The 26514-nt window shown below is 65.6% G+C and carries 25 protein-coding genes; 16 read left to right on the forward strand and 9 right to left on the reverse strand.

The genetic code is table 11. The features are described 5' to 3' along the window. Positions 1 to 833: 833 nt before the first annotated feature. From FM111_RS16160 to uvrB, 3 genes are all read right to left on the reverse strand, one after another. Complete coding sequence (locus FM111_RS16160; protein ID WP_143276050.1) at positions 834 to 1631, reverse strand: hypothetical protein; 798 nt, start codon at positions 1629 to 1631, stop codon at positions 834 to 836. Next, positions 1628 to 3067, reverse strand: a complete 1440-nt coding sequence (locus FM111_RS05735; protein ID WP_087139876.1) for a deoxyguanosinetriphosphate triphosphohydrolase family protein — start codon at positions 3065 to 3067, stop codon at positions 1628 to 1630. The genes FM111_RS16160 and FM111_RS05735 overlap by 4 nt, the downstream gene beginning before the upstream one ends. A gap of 118 nt (positions 3068 to 3185) precedes the next feature. Continuing rightward, positions 3186 to 5501, reverse strand: a complete 2316-nt coding sequence (gene uvrB / locus FM111_RS05740) for an excinuclease ABC subunit UvrB (protein ID WP_256968110.1) — start codon at positions 5499 to 5501, stop codon at positions 3186 to 3188. 397 nt (positions 5502 to 5898) lie between these two features. Here uvrB and FM111_RS05745 point away from each other — a divergent pair, with 397 nt between their 5' ends. The 5 genes from FM111_RS05745 to FM111_RS05765 all read left to right on the forward strand — a co-directional run bounded on the left by FM111_RS05745 (position 5899) and on the right by FM111_RS05765 (position 13110). After that, complete coding sequence (locus tag FM111_RS05745; RefSeq protein ID WP_087139880.1) at positions 5899 to 8919, forward strand: TonB-dependent receptor plug domain-containing protein; 3021 nt, start codon at positions 5899 to 5901, stop codon at positions 8917 to 8919. Between the two features lie 118 nt (positions 8920 to 9037). Continuing rightward, positions 9038 to 10174, forward strand: coding sequence for a beta-ketoacyl-ACP synthase III (locus tag FM111_RS05750; RefSeq protein WP_087139881.1), 1137 nt, complete (start codon positions 9038 to 9040; stop codon positions 10172 to 10174). Continuing rightward, a complete protein-coding gene (locus tag FM111_RS05755; RefSeq protein ID WP_087139883.1) occupies positions 10114 to 10854 on the forward strand; it encodes an iron-containing redox enzyme family protein in 741 nt (246 codons plus the stop codon). Before FM111_RS05750 ends, FM111_RS05755 begins: the two co-directional genes overlap by 61 nt. Next, positions 10851 to 11780, forward strand: coding sequence for a DUF6999 family protein (locus FM111_RS05760; protein WP_087139885.1), 930 nt, complete (start codon positions 10851 to 10853; stop codon positions 11778 to 11780). The genes FM111_RS05755 and FM111_RS05760 overlap by 4 nt, the downstream gene beginning before the upstream one ends. 61 nt (positions 11781 to 11841) lie before the next feature. Then, positions 11842 to 13110, forward strand: coding sequence for a dicarboxylate/amino acid:cation symporter (locus FM111_RS05765; RefSeq protein WP_087139888.1), 1269 nt, complete (start codon positions 11842 to 11844; stop codon positions 13108 to 13110). Here the strand turns inward: FM111_RS05765 and FM111_RS05770 are convergent. The 5 genes from FM111_RS05770 to FM111_RS05790 form a co-directional block, all read right to left on the reverse strand. Then, the gene (locus FM111_RS05770; RefSeq protein WP_087139889.1) at positions 13107 to 13493 is read right to left on the reverse strand and encodes a hypothetical protein; all 387 of its coding nucleotides are present in this window, start codon (positions 13491 to 13493) and stop codon (positions 13107 to 13109) included. The two genes, FM111_RS05765 and FM111_RS05770, sit on opposite strands and share 4 nt — an antisense overlap. A 241-nt stretch (positions 13494 to 13734) precedes the next feature. Beyond that, entirely contained in the window at positions 13735 to 13944 is a 210-nt protein-coding gene (locus tag FM111_RS05775; RefSeq protein WP_087139891.1) for a hypothetical protein, read from the reverse strand. A 165-nt stretch (positions 13945 to 14109) separates the two neighbouring features. After that, positions 14110 to 16740 (reverse strand): M14 family metallopeptidase, encoded by a 2631-nt coding sequence (locus FM111_RS05780; RefSeq protein WP_087139893.1) that lies wholly within the window; start codon positions 16738 to 16740, stop codon positions 14110 to 14112. Positions 16741 to 16974: 234 nt separating this feature from the next. Further along, positions 16975 to 17337, reverse strand: a complete 363-nt coding sequence (locus FM111_RS05785; protein ID WP_087139894.1) for a hypothetical protein — start codon at positions 17335 to 17337, stop codon at positions 16975 to 16977. Between the two features lie 8 nt (positions 17338 to 17345). Beyond that, positions 17346 to 17831, reverse strand: coding sequence for an SRPBCC domain-containing protein (locus FM111_RS05790; RefSeq protein ID WP_087139896.1), 486 nt, complete (start codon positions 17829 to 17831; stop codon positions 17346 to 17348). Positions 17832 to 17883: 52 nt separating this feature from the next. On the opposite strand from FM111_RS05790, the gene FM111_RS05795 reads away from it, so the two are divergent. The 7 genes from FM111_RS05795 (at position 17884) to FM111_RS05825 (ending at position 22346) form a co-directional block, all read left to right on the forward strand. Continuing rightward, a complete protein-coding gene (locus tag FM111_RS05795) occupies positions 17884 to 18207 on the forward strand; it encodes an ArsR/SmtB family transcription factor (protein WP_087139898.1) in 324 nt (107 codons plus the stop codon). A gap of 176 nt (positions 18208 to 18383) precedes the next feature. Further along, on the forward strand, positions 18384 to 18683 hold the full coding sequence (locus FM111_RS05800) for a PadR family transcriptional regulator (protein WP_087139953.1): 300 nt from the start codon (positions 18384 to 18386) through the stop codon (positions 18681 to 18683). Positions 18684 to 18703: 20 nt separating this feature from the next. Further along, positions 18704 to 19828, forward strand: coding sequence for a hypothetical protein (locus FM111_RS05805; RefSeq protein ID WP_087139900.1), 1125 nt, complete (start codon positions 18704 to 18706; stop codon positions 19826 to 19828). A gap of 67 nt (positions 19829 to 19895) precedes the next feature. Beyond that, positions 19896 to 20987, forward strand: a complete 1092-nt coding sequence (locus tag FM111_RS05810) for a bifunctional transcriptional activator/DNA repair enzyme AdaA (protein ID WP_087139902.1) — start codon at positions 19896 to 19898, stop codon at positions 20985 to 20987. Next, positions 20983 to 21546, forward strand: coding sequence for a methylated-DNA--[protein]-cysteine S-methyltransferase (locus FM111_RS05815; RefSeq protein ID WP_087139954.1), 564 nt, complete (start codon positions 20983 to 20985; stop codon positions 21544 to 21546). Before FM111_RS05810 ends, FM111_RS05815 begins: the two co-directional genes overlap by 5 nt. Before the next feature lie 40 nt (positions 21547 to 21586). Beyond that, positions 21587 to 21988, forward strand: a complete 402-nt coding sequence (locus FM111_RS05820) for a host attachment family protein (RefSeq protein ID WP_256968111.1) — start codon at positions 21587 to 21589, stop codon at positions 21986 to 21988. Between the two features lie 52 nt (positions 21989 to 22040). Beyond that, a complete protein-coding gene (locus FM111_RS05825; protein ID WP_143276051.1) occupies positions 22041 to 22346 on the forward strand; it encodes a hypothetical protein in 306 nt (101 codons plus the stop codon). Here the strand turns inward: FM111_RS05825 and ilvA are convergent. After that, positions 22343 to 23860: a threonine ammonia-lyase, biosynthetic gene (gene ilvA / locus FM111_RS05830; protein ID WP_087139908.1), complete on the reverse strand. Its 1518-nt coding sequence runs from the start codon at positions 23858 to 23860 to the stop codon at positions 22343 to 22345. The genes FM111_RS05825 and ilvA overlap by 4 nt on opposite strands. Before the next feature lie 173 nt (positions 23861 to 24033). On the opposite strand from ilvA, the gene FM111_RS05835 reads away from it, so the two are divergent. From FM111_RS05835 to nadA, 4 genes are all read left to right on the forward strand, one after another. After that, a complete protein-coding gene (locus FM111_RS05835; protein ID WP_087139910.1) occupies positions 24034 to 24369 on the forward strand; it encodes a GIY-YIG nuclease family protein in 336 nt (111 codons plus the stop codon). Between the two features lie 61 nt (positions 24370 to 24430). Then, positions 24431 to 25123: a hypothetical protein gene (locus tag FM111_RS05840; protein ID WP_087139912.1), complete on the forward strand. Its 693-nt coding sequence runs from the start codon at positions 24431 to 24433 to the stop codon at positions 25121 to 25123. Continuing rightward, positions 25116 to 25325, forward strand: coding sequence for a helix-turn-helix transcriptional regulator (locus FM111_RS05845; protein ID WP_087139914.1), 210 nt, complete (start codon positions 25116 to 25118; stop codon positions 25323 to 25325). The genes FM111_RS05840 and FM111_RS05845 overlap by 8 nt, the downstream gene beginning before the upstream one ends. Before the next feature lie 107 nt (positions 25326 to 25432). After that, entirely contained in the window at positions 25433 to 26512 is a 1080-nt protein-coding gene (nadA, locus tag FM111_RS05850; protein ID WP_087139916.1) for a quinolinate synthase NadA, read from the forward strand. Positions 26513 to 26514 lie beyond the last annotated feature (2 nt).

Genomic DNA, 26514 nt, shown 5'->3' on the forward strand with positions numbered 1-26514 from the left:
GCGTGAACTGGCCAGCCGCATCGATCACCTGTGGGCCATCGCCGAGCGGCGTCGCCCCCACCCGGCTTCGGCTGCGCCTCAGCCACCTCCCCATGAAGGGGAGGGTGAGACGGGGCGCACGGGTTTGGCCGCCGCGCCTTTCGGCGGGCGGTTGGAGGGCTGGGCGGAGCGCCGGGCCGACGCCCGGAGTGAATGTGTGTGTACCGTTTCGACGTAGGCTGACGCTCCGCGCGGACGGGCTTCCACGAGCTCGGGGCAGGCGCCGGTCTTATCGGCTACCCCCGGCGCCCGCGACGGGCGGGGGCCTGCTTGCGACAGGCCTCCCGGAACGGTCCGCGTAACCCCCGCGACCCTGGCCGAGACCTCTATGGGGGACGGGTCGAACGCCCCGTCGCTAGGTCCCGTCGGCTCCTTGTCTGGTGCGGCCTGCCGGTCATCTTGAGTGACCTATCGCCCTTCGGGCTACTTGAGGTCGATTTGACCTTCGCCCGTCAGGTTGTGGCAAGCCGGGCGACAGCACCGGCGTTCGCCCGCTGTGCCGCCCTTCGCATCCTGAACCGCGCAGCGAAGCCCGCCGCGACCTGTCCGCTGGGCTATAGCCCTTGACCGGAGACCGCGACGGACGCCGCGCGGCCCGACAAGGACCCCGCTCCATCCGCTCCCGCCGCCCGCAAGGTCGCAGGCCTCACGAGCCCTCCATGCGACGGAACGAGCGCAGGGTGGCATGGGGGCGAACTAGGGCGGGCTGAAAGGGGATGGCGGAGGAGGAAGGGCGGGAAATTACCGGGATTGGGACGGTGAGGAGTGTGCTTTTTTCTGCATTAACTTTGCCATCATCTGTGGGACGGAGGAGGCCAAAAATGGAAAAAATCACGCTGTCTAGGGTGCGATAAAGGCGCGTATTGGCAGTAATTATCTATGAGTATCCGGTACTCTAGCTCTGATGCTCGAGAAAATTCGTTTAAGTAACTGACTTTATAGATCCTGTTTTCAATCTTTTTCATCTCGACCAAATTTTCATCAGTTAGATGTTGTGCGATGAAATTTATAAGTTTTTCGCCAGGCTTGGCTTTCCAGGCGTTTAGTCGCCGTAGGGCTCGAAGTAGGTTTCCTGTTGGGGATGGGTTTGGTTCAAGATTGATGTCGATGCTGTTTTGAGTAAGGAGCTCAAAATATCCATCGGAACAGTGTATGGTTCTATTCCATATATTGTATATTACAGAATCCGTATCAAAAAATGTTGCCTTAGTTACATCTTCTAGTGAATTTATAGATGTGTGTCCCGCTTTTAGCGCCCATGTAGTTTCTAGAGCCCAGAAATCAACTTTCCATCCAGGGGTATCTGCGCCAAATCCACCGAAACGGTTGGGCTGCGCTGAAAGTTTCTTGGCGAGATTTGCTACCTCATCCGCGGGGGCGTCTATTACAATGTCGACGTCTGAGCAAAAATTTGCGCCGCCTTGCCGGGCCACGTCTCTAACCATGCCGCCGACGATTGCGATGTTTTCAAATGATGCAAAGTGTTGGCGTAGCGTGTGTCGGAGGGCCTCTGATCGCTCGGTCTGGCTGTGCCAAAGCAAGTGATCGAGGCGTCTCTTAACTAGGCGGCGGTTTTGGGTGAGGGACGTCACGTCATCTCTCGGAGGCGGGTCCAGAGGTTGAGGGCGAATGTGTCGGTCATGCCTGAAACCATATCGGTCAGCAAGCGTAGCTCTCGGTAGCGAACTAGATTCCCTTCTTTGCTCGTTTCCGGCCGTGGGTTGGCTGCCGCATCCTTGTAGTTGGGGCTGATAAGCGAGAAAATGTAGGCGGCTCTCGGGTGGGTTCGCCTTGAGAGGATGTCGTTAGGGTTTTTTCTGGTTGTGATGGCGTCCCAAAACCACGTCATGAGATCTGTCAGCGCTTGGGCACCTAGTGCTTCGGCACGCAGAAGGTCTGCGTGGCAAAATGCATAGTCTCTTGCGACTTTTTTTAACGTATCGCATAGGGGGTCGTCTTCCATCAATGGTATTTGATGGGTGTATTTATTTATATTATCGAGATTAGTTACAAATTTGTTGCTTGCGTTGTCCACTAAGCTGTCAATAAGTGCGGCCCTAAGGTAGCTGATCTTAATGTCGTTGATTAGGTTTCGATCTTTATTAAGGGCGTCGGTCTTTTCGAATGATTTTTCTATTACACTTATAGTTTTTTGACTTATTTTATCATTTTTTTTGAGAATGGTGAGTACATCGTTAGGGGATATTACGCCTTTTTTCATGGCGTCATCGGCATCTAGGACAGAGTAAGCAATATCGTCGCAGGCCTCCATTATCCATGTGAGCGGATGGCGCTGTCCTTCTTTTATTCCGGTCGCAGACCTTGCCCATTCTACAATATGATATTCTGAAGCGAAGTATCCGTACTTCTTAGAGATAGGATTGTCCGGCTTTCCATAGTTGGAAGCCGGAAATGGGTATTTAAGAGCGGATACGATGGTAGCGGCGGTGAGGTCCAAGCCGAGGTCGTGAACGTGTGTCTGTAGGCGGGTAAGCAGTCGGATAGACTGAGGGTTGCCGTCAAACTGGAGAAATTCAGCCCGTAGGTTTTCGGGGATCATCGGTATGCGCGCGCAGCGCGTATCATCCAGATTAACAAATATCCACTGTCTGTCAGCAAACCATCTTGCGATCGCCGTCTCGCCTTGATGGCCGAATGGAGGATTTCCCAGGTCGTGGCATATGCTAATCGCCTGCAGGATCGGCGCGACTACATCGTGGAAGTCGGCCGAAAAGGCTTCTGCACATTGAGCGTGGATTTTCGCCCCGATTGACCGCGCAAGATTTGCGACCTCATGGGAATGGGTTAGGCGCGTCCGAACTCCGTCGTTAAGGTCCATCGGCCAAACTTGAGTTTTGTCTGACAGGCGACGTACTGGAGTCGAAAAAAGTAGACGATCAAAGTCTCGTTGGTGCTCGCTGCGATGGGCGTTTGTAGCTTCGCCGCTATTATCTGTCTCGCTGGGCGTAGACGCATGCAGCGTATTGTTGCGTGGGTAACGCGCTTCGGACCAGATCGTGGGTTTCATGAAGTTCTCAATCTCGACAGTTGCGGCTAAGCTAGCGAAGTATCGTCGATGTGTGAATGCCTCCTGCGGGGCCTGCTTGAGGGTGGCGGCCGGCGTGTACTCCTGCCTGCTGCCCCCTCTATCGCCCCTTCCTGAACGCCTCCGCCTTTTCGGCCGCCGCCTCTTTCCGCCAGCGTTTGGGGGCTGACTTGTCGACGTCTTCGCCCGCGCCTGTCAGGGCTTCGTTGGCGAATTCGAGGTCGAGGAGCTTCATCTTCTTGATCTCGTCGCGCAGGCGGGCGGCTTCCTCGAACTCGAGGTTGGCGGCGGCGTCGCGCATCTTGCCTTCTAGATCCTTGAGCGCGGCCTGGAAGTTGGAGCCGACGAAGGGCTTGGCTTCCTCGGCGACGCCGGGGCGGGTCAGGCGGTCCAGGTCGCGGGACTCATAGGGGCTGTCGAGGATCTCCTTGATGTCGCGCTTGACCGTCGCGGGCGTGATGCCGTGTTCGAGGTTGTAGGCCTGCTGCTTCTCGCGGCGGCGGTCGGTCTCGGCGATGGCGCGCTCCATCGAGCCGGTCATGCGGTCGGCGTAGAGGATGACGCGGCCGTCCACGTTGCGCGCCGCGCGGCCGATGGTCTGGATCAGGGAGGTTTCGGAGCGCAGGAAGCCCTCCTTGTCCGCGTCGAGGATGGCGACCAAGCCGCACTCGGGGATGTCCAGGCCCTCGCGCAGCAGGTTGATGCCGATCAGCACGTCGAACGAACCCAGGCGCAGGTCGCGCAGGATCTCGATCCGCTCCAGCGTGTCGACGTCGGAGTGCATGTAGCGGACGCGCACCCCTTGCTCGTGCATGTATTCGGTCAGGTCCTCGGCCATCTTCTTGGTCAGGGTGGTGACCAGGGAGCGGTAGCCCGCGCGGGCGGTGGCCTTCACCTCGTCGATGACGTCGTCGACCTGGTTGCGGGTGGCGCCGGAGACGGGACGGATCTCGACCGGGGGGTCGATCAGGCCGGTGGGGCGGATGACCTGTTCGGTGAAGACGCCGCCGGTCTTGTCCAACTCCCAGGCGCCGGGGGTGGCCGAGACGAAGACGGTCTGGGGCCGCATGGCGTCCCATTCCTCGAACTTCAGCGGGCGGTTGTCGATGGCGGAGGGGAGGCGGAAGCCGTACTCGGCCAGGGTCGATTTGCGGCGGTAGTCGCCGCGGAACATGGCGCCGATCTGGCCCACGGTGACGTGGCTCTCGTCCACGAACAGCAGGGCGTTGTCGGGGATGTATTCGAAGAAGGTCGGCGGCGGCTCGCCCGGCGCGCGGCCGGTCAGCCAGCGGCTGTAGTTCTCGATGCCGGCGCAGGAGCCGGTGGCCTCCATCATCTCCAGATCGAAGCGGACGCGCTGTTCCAGGCGCTGGGCCTCCAGCAGCTTGCCGTTCTCGACCATCCAGTCGAGCGTCTCCTTCAGCTCGGCCTTGATGCCGGTGATGGCCTGGTTCAGCGACGGGCGCGGGGTGACGTAGTGGCTGGCGGCGTAGACGGTGACTTCTTCCAACTCGGCGGTCTTCTTGCCGGTCAGGGGGTCGAACTCCTGGATCGACTCCAACTCGTCGCCGAACAGCTGGATGCGCCAGGCGCGGTCTTCCATGTGGACGGGGAAGATCTCCAGCACGTCGCCGCGCTTGCGGAACATGCCCCGCTCGAAATTCAGGTCGTTGCGCTTGTATTGCAGGGCGATGAGGTCGGCGCGCAGCTTGGCCTCGTCGATGGTGTCGCCGACCTTCAGCGAGAAGGTCATGGCGGTGTAGGTCTCGACCGAGCCGATGCCGTAGATACAGCTGACCGAGGCGACCACGATGACGTCGTCGCGCTCCAGGATCGCGCGGGTGGCCGAGTGGCGCATCCGGTCGATCTGCTCGTTAATCGAGCTGTCCTTCTCGATGTAGGTGTCGGTGCGCGGAACGTAGGCCTCGGGCTGATAGTAGTCGTAGTAGCTGACGAAATACTCGACCGCATTGTCGGGGAAGAAGGCCTTGAACTCGGAATAGAGCTGGGCCGCCAGAGTCTTGTTGTGGGCCAGGATCAGGGCCGGACGCTGGGTCTGTTCGATCACCTTGGCCATGGTGAAGGTCTTGCCCGAGCCGGTGACGCCCAGCAGCACCTGCTCGCGGTCGCCCTCGGCCGCCTGGGCGACCAGTTCGGTGATGGCGGCGGGCTGGTCCCCAGCGGGCTGGTAGCGGGTCTCCAGCCGGAAGGGGACGCGCTTCTTGTTGGTTGGCCGGTCGGGGCGGTGGGGAACCCAGTCGGCAGGGGCGGCGGGCGCCTCCTCCGGCGTCAGGCGCGGGCCGCTCACAGGCGCGAACATCGGCGCGCGGCCGTGGTCGAAGGCGACGGGCGCTTCACTCAGGCCCGGATTGGGCGTGTGGACGGGTTTGCTTGGTTTCGCGGGAGAACGGGCCATGAACATCAAGGTAATGCGCGCACGCGCAAGGCGCTAGGGCGTGGTGAAGCGGGGAGGGCGCCTAAATCCGTCTTCTTGCTACCACAGGTTGATCTTCACTCCGCCATGCTTTGGCTCGAGCTTCGCCTTAAGTGAGGCGAATTCGGCTTATTTGGAACATAATTGGGCAAAATGTGGTAAAAAGGGACGGAATAACGGTGCGAACTCGGCGTTTGCGCGTCAAAAATGCCTCATAATTTGCCCTAACAATGATTTTTTGAAAGAAATAGGTTGATGCTGTGACGAGCCAGCCATAGCCATTGAACCAGCCAAGAAGCGTAATGACGAACATTGGTTTTCAGCGTCGTTCATAGAACGGCGTGATGTTCAGTAACAATTAACAGGTACACAGAGGCTTATGCGCACTCGTAAAGACTACCTGCTGGGCACGACGATGGCGGCTGGCGCTGCTGCACTGTCGATGGCCATGCTTATTCCGGGGACGGCGCTCGCTCAAAGCGCTTCGAATACTGACCAGGAAGCGACCCAAGTCGACGAAATCGTCGTCGTCGGCTCGCGCATCCGTCGCGACAACTATAACGCGCCTTCGCCCACTCAGGTTGTGACGCGCGAAGAAGCGACGCTGCAAGGCTTCGCTTCGACCACGGAAGCGCTGCAGAGCACGGCCGTCACGGGCGGCACCTCGCAGATCAACAACTCGTTCGGCGGCTACGTCACGGACGGCGGCCCCGGCGCCAACACCATCGGCCTGCGTGGCCTCGGCCCGAGCCGCACCCTGGTGCTGCTGAACGGCCGTCGCGTTTCGCCCGCCGGTTCGCGCGGCTCGGTCGGCTCGGCCGACCTGAACGTGCTGCCGACCGCCATGATCGACCGCGTCGAAGTCCTGCGCGACGGCGCCTCGTCGGTGTACGGCTCGGACGCCGTGGCCGGCGTGGTCAACATCCAGACCCGCAAGAATTTCGAAGGCCTGATCCTCGAAGCTCAGCGCAACGAGCCGCTGGAAGCCAACGGCAACGGCGGTTCGACCCGTCTGTCGCTGACGGGCGGCACGCGCGGCGATCGCTGGCGCGCCGCCGGCTCGATCGAGTACTATCAACGCGACGAGCTGACCCTGCGCGACCGTGAGTTCACGCGCTGCCAGACCGATGGCCGTCGTCCGACCGCCGCGGGCGCCAGCCGCGACTACATCGACCCGCTGACCGGCGAGTCGAAGTGCTATCCGATCACCTCGACCGGCTCGAACGGTTCGTCGATCAACACGATCGGCGTCGGAGTCGAAGGCCCGCTGAACAGCGCCGGCAATCGCACCTTCCGCGAAATCGCCGGCACGGCCGCCACTGGCGCGCGTGCAGGCCTGTTCAACCGCTTCCGTCCGAACTCGGGCGTCACGACTGGGCCGATGGCCGGGTTCGAAGGCGTCGGCGGCACGGGCGTGAACCTCAACGTTCGCGACACTTTCGATGACCGTATGCTGAACCAGTCGCTGGTTTCGCCGGTCGAGATCGTGACCCTGTACGGTGAAGGCGGCTACCAGCTGAATGCTCTGGGCAACGCCGAACTGTATGGCGAATTCCTGATCAACAACCGTGAGTCGTCGCAGACGGGTTACCGTCAGTTGACGCTGGACTACGCCAAGGGCAGCCCGCTGATCCCCGCCGGCGACCTACGCAACAGCGTCTTCTCCGCTGACCAGGGCCTGAACCAGGGCCAGGACATCGGTGTCCGCGCCTTCATCGGCTTCGGCAACGACCGCTCGCACCAAGAGCAGCGCTTCAACCGCAACGTCGTCGGCATCAAGGGGGACTTCTTCATCCCCGATTGGCGCTACGACCTGTCGGCCAGCTATTCCAAGTCGCGTTCGGAATACACGAGCCAGCAGTTCCTGCAGGATCGCATGATCGCTAGCCTGGACGTGGTCGAAACCGCGCCGGGTCAGTTCCAGTGCCGCAACCTGGCTTCGAACCCGGGCTGCGTCGCCGCGCCGGCCCTGAGCTCGCAGACCATCGGCGGCGTGCTGCCGAAGACCTGGGTCGACTACGTGTTCCGTCCGGTCAAGGGCGTCACCGAGTTCGAAGAGAAGATCGTCAGCTTCGGCGTCGATGGTCCGCTGTTCGATCTGCCGGCCGGCAAGGTCATGGGCTTCTTCGGTGCGGAATGGCGCGACTCGGAAATCGATGACACGCCTGCGCTCGATTCGATCAACGCCAACCTGTACAACTACTCCAGCTCGCAGCCGACCCGCGGTTCGGACTCGGTCTGGGAAGTGTTCGGTGAAGTCGAAGCGCCGCTGCTGCGTGACGCGCCGTTCGCTCAGGAGCTGACGCTGAACGCTTCGTTCCGTTACACGGACTACGATTCGTACGGCGACGACACGACCTATAAGGTCGGCCTGGTCTATCGTCCGATCGACATGCTGACGTTCCGCGCCACCTATGGCACGTCGTACCGCGCGCCTGCGCTGTTCGAACAGTTCCTGGGCGCCACGTCGGGCTTCCAGAACGCGAGCGCTGACCCGTGCAACAGCTATGGTGCAGAGGGCGTCAACGAGAACCGTGTCGCCAACTGCGCCTCGCAAGGCCTGCCGGACAACTTCCAGGCGACCAGCAGCGTGGCGGTTTACAGCGTCGGCGGTGCGGCCAACAACCTGGAAGCTGAAACCTCGACCAACCTGACGGTCGGCATGGTTCTGCAACCGACCCTGCCGGAAGGCTGGGGCGACCTGGCTTTCGCCGTCGACTACTATGAGATCGAAGTCGAAAACGGCGTGGCGCGTTATGGCGCTTCGAACATCCTGTCGGAGTGCTACGACTCTCGTCCGGAAGACTTCGCCAACAAGACCGGCATGTGCGGCTTGATTTCGCGTGACGCGGCCAAGAACAACCAGCTCACGGTCGAGAACGGCTACGTCAACCTGGCGACTGACGTCGTCAAGGGCCTGGATTACACCTTGCGTTATCGCAAGGATGTCGGACCGGGCACGGCGCTGTTCAACCTGGCGATCACTCAGTACACGGAAATCTCCAGCAAGCTGTTCGCGGACGACCCGCTGGAAGACGACAAGGGCATGATCAACAACCCGGAATTCACCGGGAATGCTGACGTCTCCTATGCGTGGGACAAGTGGCGCGTGCGCTATGGCGTCGAGTGGATCCAAGGCACGGACAGCTACGACTACTATGGTCTGGATCCCGCCACGACCCAGTACGACCTCGATGTGCCGGACTACTGGCTGCACAACGCCTCGGTTCAGTACACGGCTGAAGGCTGGACGGTGACGGCCGGCGTTCGCAACCTGCTGAACGAAGATCCGCCGACGATTTCGTCGGGCGTGTACAACCGGGTCGGCAACGCCCCGCTGTACTCGGGCTACGACTACTTGGGCCGGACGGCCTTCGTGAACCTCACGAAGTCCTTCTAAGCCTGACCTGATTTCAGGTTGAGGAGAGGGCGGCGGGCTTCGGTCCGCCGCCTTTTCTGCTTTTGAAACGGCAGTTTCTGGGTTGTGCGAAGCGGGGCGGGTCGCCAAGCTCCGCGCCATGAGTGAGCTTCGCGACGTCTTCATCACCGGGACCGGCGCTATCCTGCCCGGCGAACGGATCGGCAACGATCGGATGGAGGACTTCATCGGCCGCATCGGCGGGCGGCCGTCCGCCGTCGGGCGACGCGCCCTGCGCTGGAACGGGATCGAGGGGCGGCACTACGCCCTGAACGCCGACGGCGCGCCGTTGCACTCCAACGCCTCCATGTGCGCCGGGGCGGTGCAGGCGGCGTTGGATGGGGCGGGGCTGAGCCTCGGAGATTTGCAGCATCTGGGCGCAGCGGCGACGCAGGGCGACTATCTGGTGCCCGGTCACGCCAGCGCGGTTCAGGCCGAACTGGGCGCGGGGCCGCTGGAGGCGTTCAGCTATCAGTCCGTCTGCGCCAGCGCCCTGATGGCGGCCAAGGGGGCGTGGTTGAGCGTGCGCGCGGGCGAGGCGGATGTGGCCGCCGCCTGTGCGGGCGAGTTTTCCTCGCGCTGGTTCCGCCCTCATTTTTATGAGGGCACGGCGCTGGTGGATGAGAAGGGGCGGGCGCGGATCGAGGCGGACTTCCTGCGCTTCACCCTGTCGGACGGGGCGGGCGCCGTGGTGATGGAGCCGAGGCCGAAGCCCGACGGTCTGAGCCTGAAGGTCGAGTGGATCGACATGACCTCGCTGGCCGGGCGTTTCGATCCCTGCATGTGGGCCGGATCGACGCCCGAAGCGCGCGCCGACATGACCAGCGCCTGGAGCCACGCCGGACCGGCGGCGGCTCATGCGGCGGGGGCAGTGGCCTTGTTGCAGGACTTCGAGCTGCTGAAGATCGTCATTCGCGCCTGGATCGGCGTCTGGCTGGAGAAGGTGGACGCCGGGCGGATCGTCCCGGATGAGGTCGACCATCTGCTGTGCCATTACTCCGCGCGGTCGCTGCGTCAGGAGATCGTCGGCCTGCTGGAAAGCACCGCCGCCATGATCCCCGAAGAGAAGTGGTTCACGACGTTGGCCGACAGCGGCAATGTCGGCTCGGCCTCGATCTGGGTCATGCTGGACGCCTTCCTGAAGTCGGGACGCGGAAAGCGTGGAGACAAGGTGCTGTGCATCGTGCCCGAGAGCGGGCGGGCGATGATCGGCTTCATGATGCTGGAGATTGTGTGATGGCGGAACAACTGGCCGAGGCGGCGGTGGCCGATACCCTACGGAAGCTGGCGGTCGTCTTCGCTGACTTCGAGCAGCGGCTGGAGGCGACGCCGCTGATCCGCAAGCTGACGCGCGGGCGGTTCGAGGTCGCCGACTACCACGCCTTCCTGATCAACCTGCGCCAGCAGGTGAAGGACGGGGCGCTGTGGATGAGCCGGGCGGCGTCCAACATCGGCGAGAGCCATCTGGAGCTGCGCTCGACCCTAATGCGCCATGCGGTGACGGAGCATCGGGACTTCCGCCTGCTAGAGGCCGACTTCGTGGCGGCGGGCGGGGCGCTGGAGGACATTCAGTCGGCGCCGAAGAACGTCGGGTCCGAGGCCCTGTCGGCATGGATGTTCCATGAGGCGTCGAAGCCCGATCCCTTCGGCCTTCTGGGCGCCATGTTCATCATCGAGGGGCTGGGCTCGATCAAGGCGCGGCCGTGGGGCCTGAAGGTGCAGGAGCGGCTGGAGCTGCCCGACGAGGCGGTGCGCTTCCTGCTGTATCACGGCGACAACGACGCCGAGCACATGAAGGAGTTCGAGGAGATGCTGGGCATGGTGCTGCCCGATCCCTTCATCGCCGAACGCATTGTCGTCACGGCCAAGGTGACGGCCCGCCTCTACGCCCTGCAGATCGAGGAGATCGCGGCGTGAGATACTACAAGCCGCACGAGGATCCATTCGACCCCGCGCGGTTCGACCCCAAGGATCCCGATCCGTGGATGGCGCTGTATCTGGACCACAGCCTGCCGATCGACGACGCGGCCAAGCGCGACCTGTTGCTGGATGCGCGCTCGCGCTCGCGGCGCTGGCTGTTCCCGGTGGCGCGGCCGTTGGTGTTTCTGTTCTTCTGTCTGGTGAAGGTGCTGCGGGTTATTTCGCCCAAATATCCGAACCTGAACGGCCTGCTGCACAAGACCATCCACTGGGGGCTGCGGACCTTTGTGACGCCCGAGGGCAATCGCGTGATCCTGCGCCACTTCCATGTCGGGTCAGAACTGACGGCCTTCGTGCGCGAGAACGCGGGGGTGGGCGACAAGGTGACCAAGTGGCCGCTGACGCCGACACGGCTGAAGGACATCGAGCCGGACCTATTCCTTCAGCACGACCTGAACATCTTCAACTTCGTCATCGAGATGAACGCCGTGCTGCGCGCCGAGGGGCGCGAGCTGATGCCGCCCGAGCGCATCGACTTCTCCATGATCTCGGACGAATTCCCGCCGTTCGAGGAGTTTCCGCGCAAGTGGCACAACTTCGTCGATGTGCAGACGGCGGTGGAGTTCTACACCCCCATCTATGCCCTGATGCTGCCGAGGGACGACTTCGTGCGGGCCTCCAGTTCGCTGCAGCTGGATGAGGTGATGGCCATCTATATCGCCCGCATTCTGGGCACGAGTTACCACATGGCCTTCGTCAAGAACGGCCATCCGCTGGTGGCGCTGTCGACGTTGCAGGCGGGCTATCGGCTGATGATGCACGGGCTGGATTCAGAGGCCATGCACGGCTGGCTGCGGGTGATGAAGGCGCGCCAGGCGGCGGGCCTGCCGCTGGACCCGGCCAACTCGGGCGCGCCGCGTTAGGGCGTGAGGCGTGCGCTGATTTCCGCTGGCGCGCGGCGCGGCGGCTGCTAGCGTGGCCGGTATGAAATCGGCGCGTTCTCTTCTGACCTCTCTCAGCACCTTGGTGCTGCTGTCGCTTGTGCTGGGCCTGTTGGCCGGGGCGGCGGCGCAGGCGTGGGGCCTGCCGGGCGGCCATGTCACGGCGGACTTCATCCAGGCGCTGGGCCAGCTGTGGCTGAATGCGCTGCGGATGACGATCATCCCGCTGGTGTTCAGTCTGCTGGTGACGGGCATCGCCTCCATCGCCGATGCGGCGCGGACCGGGCGGCTGGCGCTGAAGGCGGTGTCGTGGTTCGGGGGGCTGATCGTCTTTGCGACGATTTACGCCGTGGCGGCGGCTTACGGGCTGCACGCTCTTTGGCCGATCGACCCGGAAGGCGCGCGCCTGCTGCTGGCGATCAAGCCCGAAGGCGCCGAAGGATTGGGCGCGGGCGCGCCGTTCAGCGAGTTCCTGAAGACCATCGCCCCCGCCAACCCGATCCGGGCGGCGGCCGAGGACGCCATTCTGGGAATGGTGGTGTTCGCGGTCTTCTTCGGCTTTGCGGCGTCTGGCCTGCCCGAGCGGCTGCGGGTTCCGCTGATCACCTTCTTTGAGGCGGTGGGCGAGACGATGATCGTCATCGTCCGCTGGGTGCTGAAGGCGGCGCCGCTGGGCGTCTTCGCCCTGTCGATCGGGGTGGGGCTGACAGCGGGGGCCAGCGCGGCGGGGGTGCTGCTGCACTATGTGGCGCTGATCTCCATCGCCTGCATCGGCATCGGCCTGATCTTCTATCCGCTGGCGGTGATCTTCGGGCGGGTGAGCCTGGGTCGGTTCGCGCGGGCGGCGGCCCCGGCGCAGGTGGTGGCCTTCTCGACCCAGTCGTCGCTGGCCAGCCTGCCGGTCATGGTCGAGCGGGCGGTCGATGAACTGGGCGTCAAGCGGTCGACGGCGGGCCTGGTCCTGCCGCTGGCGGTGGCGGTGTTCCGCATCACCAGCCCGGTGGCTAACCTGGGCGTCGCCATCTATTGCGCCCACCTGTTCGGGCTGGAGCCTTCGGCGGGGCAACTGCTGGCCGCCATGCTGACGGCGGTGCTGATCTCGATCGGTACGGTGGGCCTGCCCGGTCAGGCCAGCTTCTTCGCCTCCATCGCCCCGATCTGCATCGCCATGGGGGTGCCGCTGGAGCTGCTGCCGCTGCTGCTGGCGGTCGAGGTCGTGCCCGACATCTTCCGTACCCTGGGCAACGTCACCGCCGACCTGGCCGTGGTCCGCATCGTTCAGGGTGGAGACGTCCAGCGTGAAGACGTCTAGGAGACGGAGGTAGGGGCGGTGGCAGGAGCGAAGCTGTAGCGCGCGGAGCGCCGCTGGACGGACGGCCAGGGCAGCAGGCCGTAATGGCGGCGCTCTGTCCGCACCTCGACCAGCAGGTTGCCGTCAGGGGCGAGCGACAGGACGCCCAGAGCGCGCGTTTGGGTCATGCTTTCATACTGAGTACGGGCGCTGCTGAGGCCGATCCACAGGCGCCCGTCCGCACATCCGGCGATGCGTGAGCCGTGCGCCGACCAGTTGCGATCCAGCAACGACGGCCGCCCGTCGACCGCGAGCCGGGCTTCGCCATGAAGATCCCACACCCGCCAGTCGTCGCCCTCGCGTGAAAAGGCCGTGGTCGTGTCCAGCGAGCCGTCTCTGGGCAAGAGTTCCGTCAGGCCCAGGTCATGTCCGAGAACATGCTGAAGGATCGCCGGGCCCGCCGCGGCCGTCAGTTCATGTCCATCCGACCAATATGCGCCTTCGAGCGCGGGACAGGGCCCAGCGGAGGCTGTGACGACAGGCGGTCCGCCGCCCTGCCATTGCGCAGGAAGGCCTCCGATGCTGGAGGCGCAGGCGCTGAGCAAAAGAAGGGGCGCGGCAAGCAGGGATGAACGGCGGATGGGTTTATTCCTCCATCGCTTCGAACATGGCTTCGGCCTCGTCGAAGGTGTCGTAGTCGAGACGTTCGGGCGGGCGCAGGATGACGAAGCGGCTGGTGACGGAGGTGCTCGGCTCAAGGCGGCGATCCCACTGCCAGAAGCTGCGGTCGATCCGGCTTTGCAGCAGGGTCCAATCACCGTCATCAGCAGGCGGTCGCGGCGTCTGGATGGGCATGCGTGGTCGGCTCCCTGCTGGTGGAGGCAGCAAAGCCTGTGCGGGCGCGGGTGTCAAAGCCCCTTGAGGCTTTCGGCGACGGCGGGCGGCCTATGAAAAGGGCTGCGAGACCTGGCGTCCCGCAGCCCTTATCTGTTCGGCTTCTCTTTAAAGGGAGGCGCTAGGTCAGTTCCCCTTCGCGCCCGAGGTATGCGCGGGCCCGCGGAAGACGGCGTTCAGGAACAGCGGCTTCAGCCCTTCCAGGAAGGCGCGCATCGTCACGTCCTGGGTGAAGGCGACGACCTGGCCGCGACCGACTTCAGAGGCCATGGCGACGGGCTTGTAAGCCAGCTGGCGACGGTTCTCGGCCCACAGCTGGCCGGACGCCAGCACCTGATCCGGTCCGGCCAGACGCACGACGTTGGTCCCCTGGTCGCGGGCCAGCGGGGTGTAGATGTCCGAGCCGCGCACCATGACGCTGAGCGTCGGGGCGACGCCCGCGCCCAGCCAGTGCTCGTTGTCGACCACGGCGCTGGCCAGGACGCCGGCGACCGGATCGGGTGCGCCGCCGTGGTGGCCGGTCAGGGCCAGGTATTCGGCGTCGGTGGAGATTTCGCTGCCGCCATCCTTCTCATCCTTGTCGCCGTCGCCGGAGGCGGCGCTCTCGCGGCGGCTTTCCAGCAGCTTGGAGTCGGGGTCGGTCAGCAGGCGGCTGGCCGAGCCGACGCCGATCAGGACGCCGCCGGCCTGGACCCAGGCGCGCAGATTGGCGACGCCGCTCTCGCCCAGGGCCTGCTCATAGTTTCCGCCCGACGGCAGGATCAGCACCTGGTAGCGGGACAGGTCGGCGTTCGCCAGGCGACGGGTGCGGACGGCCGTGACCGGCCAGCCGTATTCGCGCTCCAGCACATGGCGGATGGAGCCGGCCGATTCCGGCTCGGTCGGGTCGTCCCAGGCCATGGCGACGCGCGGGGCGGCGATGACGGTGGCCTTATCCGAGCCGACGCTGGGGCCGCTGGAGACCCACGAGGTGGCCAGCGGCGTCACCTGGGCGCCGCTGCCGGCGGCCAGACGACGGACGCGCTCGTCCAGATCGGCGGGCGACCCGGCGCGCGGCACGATGAAGGTCCCGCCGGGATAGGCGCGGCCGTCCAGGGTGAAGGGCTCCTCGACCGAGCGGACCGGCACCTTGTCGGTCAGGGCGGCGGTCAGGAAGCGCATCCCCGCCGTGCCCGGATGGATGGCGTAGCCATAGGCCGCGTCGCCCGAGGCCACGGCGGCGGGGCGGATCAGTTCGGGGCCGACGGCGGCCGTCTGGACCGATGGGGCGCCCGTGCAGCGCTGGCTCGGCACGTTGAACAGCAGGGGCAGGGACCAGCCGGTCAGGTCATAGATCTCATCGCCCAGGCCGCGCGCGCGGCGGGCTTCCTGCTCGGCCAGGAATTTCGGGTCCAGCGGTACGTCCCTGGCCAGCAGGGTCTCGGCCATGCGGCGCTGGGGCTGGGCCAGGTTCACGACGTAGTCGCCCGCCTGATAGCTCTGGCCGCAGGCGGAGAAGGATGCGGTCGCGCGCCCGACCTCCAGCCCCGAACGGACCAGCAGGCCCGCCAGCTTGTCGGCGGCGGCCGGGTCGGCGGCGGCGGAGCGCGACAGGACATAGGCGCCGCGCCCGCCCGCAATGCCGTCGCGGTGGAAGGCGTAGAAGTCGCTGAGCAGCTTTTCGCGGTCGCGGGCGGCGGTCTCGATGGTCGACAGGGTGGCGGTCAGATGGCCTTGAACCGTGTCGGCGTAGGTCAGCATCTCGCCCGACGACCGGCGCGCCAGCAGACCGCGCGACGAGCCCTGCTCATAGGTCATGGAGACGGCGCCGAAATAGGCGGGCCAGCCGTCGCCGTAGCCGGGATAGAAGGCGTCGAACGTCTCGCGCGTGAAATAGTCCAGCCCGGCCTGGTCGAAGCGCCCGGCGGTGTTGCGGCCGAACCGTTCGCGCGCGTCCAGGATCGGCGGATAGATCCACGGGTTCAGCGGCTGGGCTTCGGGCGGGAAGAAGAAGCTGGAGTCGGTGCCCATCTCGTGGGAATCGACCACCACCTGCGGGCGCCATTCGCGGATGAGGGCCGAGTGGCCCTGCGTCTCCGGCTGGGACTGGATGAACCAGTCGCGGTTCAGGTCGAACAGATTGTGGTTGAAGCGGCCGGACGGCCACGGCTCGGCCCGCTCGGCCGACAGGGGATCGCCGTTGGGCTGGGCGCCCAGGCCCGCCTCGAAGCTGTTGATGAAGCGCTCGCGCCCGTCGGGGTTCTGGGTCGGGACGAAGACGACCACGACGTTCTCCAGCCAGCCTTGCGCCTCGGCGTCGAGGCTGTCGGTCAGGCGGCGCGCGGCGGTCAGGGCGGCGTCGGCGGGGCTGATCTCATTGCCGTGGACGGAATAGGCCATCCAGACGATGGCCGGCGTGTCGTTGATGAGGGCGCGGGCCTGCTCGGGCGAGGTCTTGCGCGGGTCGGCCAGGGCGTTGGTCGCGGCCTTGATCGAGTCCAGCCGGGCGATGTTGCGCGGCGAGCCGACGGCGGCCCAGAACAGGGGGCGACCCTCCCACGACTGGGCGTAGTCGCCCATGACCATGCGGTCGGGGTTGGCGGTGCGCAGGGCCTCGAAATAACGCCGCACGTCGGCCGAGCGGGTGATGCGCTCGCCGCTGTCGTGGCCGACCACGGCCTGAAGCGCAGGCGGGTTCTGTTGCGCCAGGGCGGGCGCGGCGCCCAGGGCCAGGCTGAGCGCCAGCAGAGAACAGGCGGCGCGGCGACGATACGGCATGAGAATACTCCCCCTACGGAGCGCCGACCTTAACCGTGGAGCCGAGGCGAAGGGAAGCGGCGTTGCGCCGTCATTTCTTTGGGTTTTGCGCCGGAACGCGACGGAGATCAGGTTGGGGGCTTGGGTCAGCAAGGGCTGGATGGAAAACGCACGCGCGGCGCAATCGCCGCGAGGCCCTTTCACCGCCGATAACGGATGCGGCCTTATGGCGAACGGGTCGATGTCTTGCGGAGATCACCAGGCGTCGGGTTCGCGAACCATGTGAACGATGTTGGCGGGGTTCATGATCCAGCCGCCGCGAAACGCCTCGCCCAGCGGCTCGATCGGGTCGCAGCGGACGGCGCCGCCGTCCTCTAGCCGCCGCAGGGCGGCGCTGTGGTTCGGGCTGAACAGTTCGAGCCAGACCTCGGCCTGGGTCAGGGTCTCCGACGCGTCGATCCAGAGCTGGTTCGGGCCGAGCTTGAAGCCGACCGCCGGCGCCTTTTCGGGGATGCTCTCAAGCCCGACGACGTCGCGATAGAAGGCGACGACGGCCTGATGCTGGTGGCTTGGCACCTTCATGGCGATGTTGACGCCGCCTTCGATCTTGATGGTCATGGGGAGCCTCACTTCCGGTTGTCGCTGGTGGGAAGGGCGCCGCGCATCTCGGAGGGATAGAAGCCCTCGCGCAGGTTGATCCCATATTCGAGCCAGGCCTTCATCGCTGACAGCATGGCCGCCCAGCCCTCGCAGTTGGCGAATGAGGCCTTCTTTCCGGCGGCGTCGTCGACCCAGCCTGACTCGGCGATCGTGACGAAGGTGGAGCCGTCGTCCAGCGGCTCGAAATCCATGACAATGCGGGTCTTGAAGGCGGGTTGTCCGTCAGCCGTTTCCGCATCCCAGCGCAGCACGATGCGCTGATCCGGCGTGACCTCATCGACTTCCACGGGGACAGAACCCCACCAGGTGACGACGGCGCCGGGCGTCAGCGGCGCGCTGGCGCCGCCCAAGGTGGTGAAATAGCGGCTCAGCTTGGTCGGATTGACGACGGCGTCGAAGACCTCGGGAGGCGGCTTGGCGATGCGTCCTGAAACGGTGAAACCCAAGGACATGTCCGACCCCTTCGTGCTTGCGGGAGGCTATTTTATGTTATAAAAAAATAACATGTCAAACGAGACCGAAGATGATCGTGTTTTCAAGGCATTGGCCCATGCTCGCCGTCGGCAGATGCTGGACTGCCTGAAGGAGGGTCCTGTCACCACCGGCGGGCTGTGCGAGCGTTTCGACGACATGGACCGCTGCACCGTGATGCAGCATCTGAAGGTGCTGGAAGGCGCAGGTCTGGTGGTGGCGCGAAGGGAAGGGCGCGAGCGGTGGAACCACCTCGACGCCCTGCCGATCAAGCGCATCCATGACCGCTGGATCAGCGAATACGCCGGTCACGCCCTGTCCTTGATCGACCGGCTGAAGCGCGACCTGGAAAGCTAGGGCCTGAGACGATCTGCCTTAACCGGCGACCTGCGCCCGCGCTGCGCCCAGCGCCGCCGCCCACCAGGCGAGCGAAGATCGTTGACAGTGTCGTACAGTATGTCGCATACACTGTGTATCACACACTATGTGGCGACGAGTGAGGCGGCGACGTGGACCGGGAACTGTTCGAGACGATGCGGCTGGAGCTGCGGCGCGGGACGCTGGTCCTGGCGGTGCTCGCCTGCCTGCGGACCGAACGCTACGGCTACACCCTGCGGCAGGCGCTGGCGGCGGATGGGCTGGAGATTGAGGAGTCCACCCTCTACCCCCTGCTGCGGCGGCTGGAGGGGCAGGGGCTGCTGACCAGCGAATGGCGCGAGGAGGAGAAGCGCAGGAAGCGTTTCTACGTCCTGTCGCCGGGGGGCGAGGCCATGCTGGCCGCCCTGAGCGAGGAATGGCGCGGCATCAACGCCTCGCTGGAACGGATTCTCTGAAAGGGACGGGAGAGGGCGCGATGGACATCATCGAACGCTATCTGGAGGCCGTGGCGGCGCAACTGCCGACCGAGGACCGCGAGGACATCGTCGCCGAGCTGCGCGACCTGATCCTGAGCCGCGTCGAGGCGCGCGAGGAGGAGCTGGGCCGGGCGCTGAGCGACGAGGAGAAGGAGGCGATCCTGCACGAGATCGGCCATCCCCTGATCGTCGCCGCCCGCTATCGCAAGGGGCCGGACAGTCTGATCGGGCCGGAGCTGTTTCCTTATTGGCTGTTCGGGGCCAAGGCGGGGCTGATCGTGATTGCGGCGGTGCAGGCGCTGGGGCTGCTGATCGCCGTGATGGGCGCGCCGGCCGATTTCGGGCGGGCGATCAGCCAGGCCTTCCACGGCTTCTTCTCCGGGGCGCTGACCCTGCTGGGGGCGCTGACCCTGGCCGGGGCGATCATGGAGCATTACGACATCAAGCCGACCTGGCTGACGAAATGGCGGGTGCGTGACCTGTCGGCCTTTGGCCTGGCCGACCCGGCCAAGTGGGGCGCGTCGATGGCCGGAACCGACAAGGCCAAGGCCGAATGGCTGCCGAGGGACGCCAAGGTCTGGGGCCTGAGGGGCCAGACGCCCCCCGCGGCCGAGGCTCTGTGGTCGTTGATCGGCGGCGGCGTTTTCGTCCTGTGGTGGATCGGCGCCCTGCATATCCCCGGCCTGAACAATTTTGGCATGAGGGGCGGCGACGTCGTGGTGACGGCCGCGCCGATCTGGAGCGTCCTGTTCGCGCCGATCCTGGCCTGGGCCGTAGCGGGGATCGCCGTGGATGTGACCGGCCTGTTCTGGCCCCATGCGGAACGGCTGCGGGCCTTACTCAAGATTCCGGTGGCGGCGGCGGGGCTGTGGCTAGGCTGGCGCCTGTTCCAGGCGGATAGCTGGTTCACCCTGGCGCAGGGCGATCAGACGGCGCCGATCGAAGGAGGCCCGACCCATCTAAGCATGGAGGCTCTGGGCGCCATCAACGACGCCGGGCGAGGCGTGATCGACACCGCCATGACGCTGTCGACGGTGCTGAGCTGGGTGTTGGCGGCGCTGATGCTGGGGCTGGCGGTGGATATCCTGCGGCAGATGTGGCGAGTGGCGATAGCCAGAGATTAACTGGCTGCGGCGCCGTCATGTCCGAAAACCGCGAGACAGAGCGGCGTCGAGGGCGCAGGGTGAGGGCATGGAAAACGCCCGCGACATGCTGGATCAGGAGGCCTGCTACCGGGCCGTCCTGACGCGCGACCCGCGCTTCGACGGGCGCTTCTTCACCTGTGTGAAGTCCACCGGGATCTATTGCCGCCCGGTCTGCCCGGCGCGGACGCCCAAGCGCGAGAACATGCGCTTCGTCGCCAGCGCGGCGGCGGCTGAGGAGGGCGGCTTCCGCGCCTGCCTGCGCTGTCGGCCCGAGACGGCGCCCGACATGGGGGCGTGGCGCGGCACCTCCAACACCGTCAGCCGGGCGCTGAACCTGATCGAGGCGGGGGCGCTGGATGAGAGCGACGTCGACGCCCTGGCCGCGCGGCTGGGCGTGGGCGAGCGGCATCTGCGCCGTCTGTTCCGCCAGCATCTGGGCGCTGCCCCGGTCAGCGTGGCCCAGACGCGCCGCGTCCTGTTGGCCAAGGCCCTGATCCACCAGACCGATCTGCCGATGGCCGAGGTCGCCATGGCGTCCGGCTTCGGCAGCGTACGCCGCTTCAACGAGACGTTTCAGGCCCTGTACGGGCGGCCGCCGTCGGCGCTGAGGGCGCGGGCGGAGCGGCCGTGGGATGGCGGCGTGCGGCTGAGCCTGCCCTATCGTCCGCCCTATGAGGTCGAGGCCATGCTTGCCGCCTTGAAGGCGGACGGCGAGACGGTCGAGGGCGGGGTCTGGCGTCGTCTCCTGACGCCTGCGACGGACGGGGCGACGGGGGAGGTCTCGGCCCGGTTCGAGGCGGGCAGTCGGCTGGCGGTCACGGCGGCGCTGGATGATCTGAAGGCCCTGCCGGCGGTGCTGGCGCGGGTGCGGCGGCTGTTCGACCTGTCGGCCGACCCCGAGGCGATCCGGCGCGATCTGTCCGCAGATCCCTTGCTGGCGCCGCTGGTGAAGGCGCGGCCGGGTCTGCGTCTGCCGGGCGTCTGGATGGATGAGGCGGCCGACATGGCCAGCGACCGGCTTGAGGACGAACGGCTGGCGGGGCGGGCCGAACGATGGAGGCCCTGGCGGGCTTATGGCGTGCTGCATCTGCGCGAGGCGGGCATCGACGGCGCGCAAATCATGGAGAACGACGATTAAAAAGACGCAGCCAAAAACGCGGCCTGAGGCCTTCACCCTGGACCGTATCGCCACGCCGGTGGGCGAGGTGCTGCTGGTCGTGGACGCGGCCGGCGCCGTGCGCGCCTTCGACTTCACCGACTATGAGGCGCGGATGATGAAGCTGCTGGCCCGCCATTACGGCGAGGCGCGGCTGACGCCGGGGCGCGCGCCGGAGGCGGTGCGGAACGCCATCGCCGCCTATTTCGACGGCGACCTGGCGGCGCTGGACGGCATTCCGGTGAAGACCGGCGGCACGGACTTCCAGCGCGCCGTCTGGGCGGCGCTGCGGACCATTCCGGTGGGCCGGACGTGGAGCTATGGCCAACTGGCCCACGCCATCGGCAAGCCCGCCGCCGTGCGTGCCGTGGGTTTGGCCAACGGGGCCAATCCGATCGGCGTCATCGTGCCCTGTCACCGCGTCGTCGGCGCCAATGGCACCCTGACCGGCTATGCGGGCGGGCTGGAGCGCAAGCGGTGGCTGCTGGCGCACGAAGCGTCGCAGGAGGGAACGGTGCAAGGGGCGTTTGCGCTAGACTGACAGCGCCCTCCCTTTCGGCGCTCATTTCTGGAGTCTGATGATGAACCTGCCCAACGGGGCCCTGGTCGCCGTCGCCGACGGCGAGAAGCTGAGCCTGTTCCGCAACACCGGCCACAACCTCGACATCCAGCTCAAGCCGATGGCGACGCCCGAGATCCCCGAACGCCTGTCCGGCGCGCCGGGCCGCCGATCCAGCGACGCCAACCCCGACAACGACACCCAGGCCGAGGACGGCTTCGCCATGGGCGTGGCCGAGGCGCTGAACCACATGGCCCTGACCAACAAGATCGAGGCCCTGGCCGTCGTGGCGGCGCCCAAGACCCTGGGCCAGTTGCGCAAGCATTGGCACAAGGCGTTGGAGGAACGTCTGGTCGGCGAGATTCCCAAGGATCTGACGGCGCGTCCGGTCGAAGAGATCGCCGAAGCGATCAGCCGGGCGTAAAGCCCGCGCGGCGGCGTTGACATTGGCCGGCGGAGCTTCTCTGGTTCCGGCCATGACGACGCCGCGGCGCAAGGCCCTGATCGATTCCCTCTGGTATGTGATCCCGCTGGCGATCGGCGTCCTGCTGAACGGCGTGGTGCGGCCGATCATGGCGGAGCGCCTCGGCGGCGAGATGATCCGGCGGGGCGCCAGCGTTCGGGGATCGGACACCTGGTGGACGTTCGACGCCGCCACCCGCGCCGAGCATCCGTGGCAGACCGGCTTTCTGGAGATGTCGCACGGGGCGGTGGCCCTCGTGACGCTGGCGGTGATCGCCGTCGTGTTCGTCTGGCGCTGTTTCGCCCGGCGGCGAGGCTAGGTCGATCCGTCCAGGAACAGGCGGCAAGCCGGGTTGTCGGTCTCGTCGACGTAGGGGTAGCCCAGTTCGTCCAGCGCTGAGGCCAAAGCCGCCTGCTGATGCGGCGGGACGCTGACGCCCGCCAGCACCCGGCCCGCATCGTCGCCGTGGTTGCGGTAATGGAACAGCGTCAGCGCCCAGGCGGGCTGAAGGCTGTTGAGGAAGCGCAGGAAGGCGCCGGGCCGCTCAGGGAACTCAAAGCGCAGCAGCCGCTCGTGCGGCAGGCCGATGGTGCGCCCGCCGACCATGTGGCGGACGTGCAGCTTGGCCGTTTCATTGTCGCTCATGTCCACCACGCGGTAGCCGTCGGCGGTCAGGCGGCTGATGAGATTTTCGCGCTCGGCGACGCCGTCGCGCAGGGCCACGCCGACGAAGATCTGGGCCGTGCCGTCGCCGGACCAGCGGTAGTTGAATTCCGTGATCGAGCGGCCGTCCAGGCTGCGCAGGAAGCGGTGATAGTCGTCGCGCCGGTCTGGCATGGAGACGGCGAACAGGGTCTCGGCGCCCTCGCCGATCTCGGCCCGTTCGGCGACATGGCGCAGGCGATCGAAATTGACGTTGGCGCCCGAGTTGATCGCGACCAGCGCCCCCGACCCGGCGTTGCGCGCGGCCCACGCCTTGAGGCCCGCCAGCGCCACGGCGCCTGACGGTTCGGCCACGGCGCGCACGTCGTCGAAGATGTCCTTCACGGCGGCGCAGATGGCGTCGGCGTCGACCAGCACGATCTCGTCCAGCAGGTCTCGGCACAGGCGGAAGGTCTCGTCGCCCGCGCGACGCACGGCCACACCGTCGGCGAACAGGCCGACCTGATCCAGGTCGACCACGCGCCCGGCGTCGATGGCGCTCTTCATCGTCGGGGCTTCGGCGGGCTCGACGCCGATCAGCCGCGTCTCGGGCCGCAGGAAGCGGATGATGGCCGCCACCCCCGCCGCCAGCCCGCCGCCGCCGATGGGGATGAAGACGGCGTCGATCGGATCGGGGTGCTGGCGCAGGATCTCCAGCCCGACCGTGCCTTGCCCGGCGATGACGTCGGGGTCGTCGAACGGATGGACGAAGGCGGCGCCGGTTTCCTTCTCCAGCGCGCGGGCGTGGGCGTAGGCGTCGTCGAAGCTTTCGCCGTGCAGCACGACATGGCCGCCCAGCCCCTGAACCGCCGCCACCTTGATGCCCGGCGTGGTGGTCGGCATGACGATGGTCGCCGCCGCCCCGCGTTTCGCCGCCGCCAGCGCCACCCCCTGCGCGTGATTGCCCGCCGAGGCGCAGATGACGCCGCGCGCCAGTTCGGCCTGACTGAGGGCTGCGATCTTGTTGTAGGCGCCGCGGATCTTGAATGAGAAGACCGGCTGCAGATCCTCGCGCTTCAGCAGGGCGGGCCGCCCGATCCGCGCCGACAGCCGCTTGAGCGGATCGAGCGGAGTTTCCTCGGCCACGTCATAGACGCGCGCGGTCAGGATGCGGCGGACGGTGTCTTGCACGATTATATCTCTGGTCGACCTATAGCCGGGATCGAATGACCTATCGTCTAGGTCGGATTGCGCATGAAGAGCAACAGATTGCCTGTTGCGGTGCAGCGGCGTGCGTCGCGTGTTGTTTATTTACCCGGATAAAATAATAGCCTATATCATCCGGGTAAATATGGAGTCCTCTCATGCATCTGACCGAACGAAAGGCGCTGGTCGCCGCCTATAAGGAGCGCCCCGTCATCGCCGGGGTGTTTGCCGTCATCTGTTCCGCTACGGGCCGCACCTGGGTGGGGCAGAGCCGCCATATCGACACCCAGCAGAACGGCATGTGGTTCTCGCTGAAGACCGGCGGCAGCCCGTTCGCCTCGCTGCAGGCGGAATGGAAGGCGCACGGCTCCGACTGCTTCCGCTTCGAGCAACTGGACCGCCTGTCGCCCGATCTGTCGGACATGGCCCGCAAGGACGAGCTGAAGAAACGCGCGGCGCTGTGGACGGCGCGGCTGGGGGCTGAGGCGCTGTAGATCGCGCTTGCGATGTAACCCGTAGGTGATATGTAACCTGTAGGTATCACGGGAGACTCCGATGGACGACGATCTGCAGCGGGCGAAGGCGAACGAGCGGCGGCGGGTAAGCCGGTTGCAGATGGTTGCGGCGCTGGGCGGACTGGGTGTGACCGCGGGCGTGCTGGGCGTTGGCATTGCGAAGAACAGCGAAGGCTGGATGGCGGTCGTCGGAGTTGTGCTGGCCTTTGTGGGCCTGGGCGTCGTCATCGCCTCCTTTCCTCTGGCGGGTCGTTTTTTGCCCGACGGCGACACCATCCGTGTCGAGAACGCCAGAGGCGGATACCGCGATAGCGTTCAAAAGAAGCGGGCTGTGACGATGGCGATTATGCCGCTCACGTCGCTCTATCTTGTCCTTCAGGGCACGATCTCGGCGTGGGCGATTGCTGGAGGTCAGGTGAACACACAGCACTGGGTTATGGTAGGGCTGTCGCCGATGGTTTCAGCGGTGCTGCTGATGATGGTCGCCGGTCTGGACAATCCCGGCGACAAGAAGATGAAGCGGTTGCTGGAGGACGAACTGACGCTGTCGTTCCGGCGTAGCGCTCTGAACGCAGCCCTCGGCATCGCCATGATTGGCCTTTTGCTCGTCTTCGCCCTCGGCCTGTGGAAGCCGCAGGCGGCGGTGGCGGCCATGCCGGGGCTGATGTTCGTCACCGCTTCGGCGGCGGGGCTGCGTTACTGGCAACTGGATCGGCGGGCCGCCGATGGCTGATCCGCGTCTGGTCGTGAAGCTGAAGGCCGTGCGTACGGCGGCGGGTCTGACGCAGCAGGAACTGGCCGACCGCGCCGGGCTGTCGCGCAAGACGGTGAATACGGTGGAGAACGAGGTCTTCACGCCGTCCGTCCTTGTGGCCCTGACGCTGGCGCGGGCGCTGGGCGTGCCGCTGGACGCCCTGTTCACCCTCGAGGACTGAGGCGATTTCCCTTGCGCCGTGTGCGGAACGGCCTACATTGCGCCTGCTTATGCTAAGTTTGAGCATAAGTCGGGGCCGCGCAGACGGTCGTTGAGGGAGTAGGGACGATGGCGGACGGCGCTTTCGGTCTGTCGAAGGAATTGGCGGAAGAAACCGCCCCGGTGTGGGAGAAGGTCAAGGACCACGTCACGCCTCTGGAATGGCCCGAGCAGGCCCGGCTGATCAGCGAGATCAACCGGCTGAAGCGCGAGCGCGACGCGGTCATCCTGGCCCACAACTATATGACGCCCGAGATTTTCCACGGGGTGGGCGACTATGTCGGCGACAGCCTAGGGCTGGCCAAGGAGGCCGCGCGATCCAGCGCCAAGGTGATCGTTCAGGCGGGCGTTCACTTCATGGCCGAGACGTCCAAGATCCTGTCGCCGGACAAGACGGTGCTGATCCCCGACCTGCGCGCGGGCTGTTCGCTGGCGTCCTCGATCACGGGGGCGGACGTGCGGCTGATCAAGGAGCGGCATCCGGGCCTGCCGGTCGTCACCTATGTGAACACCACGGCCGACGTGAAGGCCGAGACCGACATTTGCTGCACCAGCGCCAACGCCGTTCAGGTGGTCGAGTGGGCGGCCAAGGAATGGGGCGTCGACAAGGTCATCCTGATCCCCGACGAATATCTGGCGCGCAACGTGGCGGCCCAGACGACGGTGGGCATCATCGCCTGGGCGGGACACTGCGAGGTGCACAAGCGCTTCACCACGCAGGACATCGCCGATATGCGCGACGCCTGGCCGGACGCCGAGGTTCTGGCTCACCCCGAATGCCCCGAAGAGATCCTGCGCGCGGCTGACTTCGCCGGTTCGACCGCCGCCATGACCGAATATGTCGAGCAGCGCCGGCCCAAGCGGGTGGTGCTGATCACCGAATGCTCGATGGCCTCCAACATCAAGGGCGACGTGCCCGAGGTGGAGTTCGTCGGCCCCTGCAACCTGTGCCCGCACATGAAGCGCATCACGCTGGAGAACATCCGCGACTGCCTGCTGCACATGCAGTTCGAGGTGACGGTGCCGGATGAGATGCTGGAGAGGGCGGCTCTGGCGGTGCAGCGGATGATCGACCTGCCGCCGCCGTCGAAGCCTGCGCGCTATGATCTGGTCAAGGCGCGGCATCATGTCGATGTGGAGCTGATCTGATG

Origin of the sequence: Brevundimonas diminuta 3F5N (genome assembly GCF_900163625.1) — a bacterium.
Lineage (GTDB): Bacteria > Pseudomonadota > Alphaproteobacteria > Caulobacterales > Caulobacteraceae > Brevundimonas > Brevundimonas diminuta_A.